Source organism: Peribacillus sp. NPDC058002, from assembly GCF_042886655.1.
Taxonomy (GTDB): Bacteria; Bacillota; Bacilli; order Bacillales; family DSM-1321; genus Peribacillus; species Peribacillus aracenensis.
Map to the genome: position 1 here is coordinate 1 of NZ_JBHVQU010000432.1, position 2,053 is coordinate 2,053.

A 2,053-nucleotide genomic window follows, 5' to 3' on the forward strand; every position below is an offset into this window, starting at 1 on the left:
TTTAAGGACTAATACATGTCCATTTGGATTACATTGTCATCGGAAGTCATAATATCATAATTGCCCCTATCTGAACCAATTCAGCATTTCTCGATACAAAGAATTAGGATAAACTTTCTGTTGTTGTGTGTGAAGATATAGACATGAAGTAATAAAAGGTTCCCCCTTCTATCACAAACGCTGCTACTCTGAATGCCTTTTTATTCATGTTGTCATTAATAATTTTATATTTATCAAAACATTATGCTTAACTGATCCGATCTATCAATTTTGTTATTCTGATATATAAAATATATGGCAATATGAGAAAAATCACGGGTTAACACTTCTAAAAAGTTTTATCAATATAATTTTACTGATAAAAACTCCAAGGGTCTTCAACTTGAAATTCCCGCTTTTTCTTCCTGAAAGTCATAATAGGCACCTCTATTTAGCAACATAATCTCTCTTTTAACTTATAACTGCCTATATTATGAATAATCTTTAATAAATGATGATTCATCCGCTCTGTTTTAAACTTATTTTAAGTAAAGATTGCGATTTTATGGAACTGCTTTCATAATTGCAACAACATGCATCAAATGGTTATAAGGTAAACCTTCAAATCGAATTTGTTAAAAAACACTTCCTACAACAGCCCTTCAACAATCATTTCTTTGATATCATGAGTGCAATTCATCTATCTGTAAATCGTAAAAGTCGATTTTCACATATAAATGTTTAAAAAGTTTCAGAAATCAAGGCAGATTATAAGTTAATGCCGGGTGATAACATATTTTTATATAACGGAATAATAATCTTATGTAAACTCTAATAACGAAATGTTGAGGAAAATTGGAAGCAAGTTATTGATTTGGGTTATGTACCTATTTACTTTCTTGAATACGCATTTCGCTTTAGAGTTCGATTAAACCCAATTTCCCATCAACCTATATAAAAGGAACACGAAATAGCACTTGATCTCATGTTCCTGATACGTTATGTTTATGTTCGAATGGATTCGATACGGTTTTGGATGAATTCGAACGAAGTTTTTGCTTCATCGATGATTTGTGTTATTAGTTCATTGACGGTCAATATTTCTTTTATCAGTCCTACAGATTGCCCGCATGACCAGATTCCTCCGTCTAAATTCCCTTCAAAGTACACGTTCTTGCTTCGTTGTCCCGTAATTAGTGGAATCAATTCCTCTATAGTGGCACCTTCATTTTCAAGTTTGTCCACTTCTTTACTGATGGCATTTAATGCAACACGCGACGGACTGCCTATATTCCGTTGGATGACAACCGTATCCATTTCATTGGCAGATATCATCCACTTCTTTACGTTATCATGGATCGGCGCTTCTTGCGTTGCCATAAAGCGAGTTCCCATGACAATTCCTTCCGCACCGAGTGACAAGGCACTAATTAGGCCTCTGCCATCCGAAAATCCTCCGCCTGCTATTACTGGAATAGTAACGGAGTCAACGGCTCTAGGGAGCATGACAAGCGTTCCTACATCCCCCATGCCTGGATGCCCGCCTGTTTCATTCCCTACAATGATAATGGCATCGACTCCTAATTTCTCTGCTGAGATTGCGTTTTTGACGTTCGCTACCTTATGTATCACGGTAAAGCCGTGCTCTTTAAGTTTGGGCATTAAACTTTCTGGGCTTCGGCCACTCGTTTCAACAATTTTTATATCTTCATCAATTAAAATATCAATGAACTCATCATTCGGGGTTGCCGTTTGACTTGGAAACAAGTTCAGGTTGACAGCAAAGGGCTTTTTGGTCAAAGTTTTCACTTTGCGTATTTCATCACGGAGACCTTCTGGTGTCACCTGTGTTTTCGAAGTAATGATGCCTAGTCCTCCCGCTTCTGACACGGCGGCTGCGAGCGGGGCTCGGCCAACTTGAAACATCCCGCCGCAAATAATCGGATATTCAATCCCCAATAATTCAGTAATTTTTGTTTTCATTTGCCATACCCCTTTCGTTTTCCACGAATATCCATCAATCCACTCTACTTACTTAATGTACACACGCCATGTCTATATACCATACTTATGG

1 protein-coding gene is annotated in these 2,053 nt (G+C 37.3%); it reads right to left on the reverse strand.

Annotated features, from left to right (window positions below; genetic code table 11):
- Window positions 1-984: 984 nt before the first annotated feature.
- Window positions 985-1,962, reverse strand: coding sequence for an NAD(P)H-dependent flavin oxidoreductase (locus ACFVSH_RS25980; protein WP_387598568.1), 978 nt, complete (start codon window positions 1,960-1,962; stop codon window positions 985-987).
- Window positions 1,963-2,053 lie beyond the last annotated feature (91 nt).

Coding starts and splice junctions, on each gene's coding strand:
- ACFVSH_RS25980 (WP_387598568.1), bottom strand. CDS start 1,962: ATGAAAACAAAAATTACTGAATTATTGGGGATTGAATATCCGATTATT.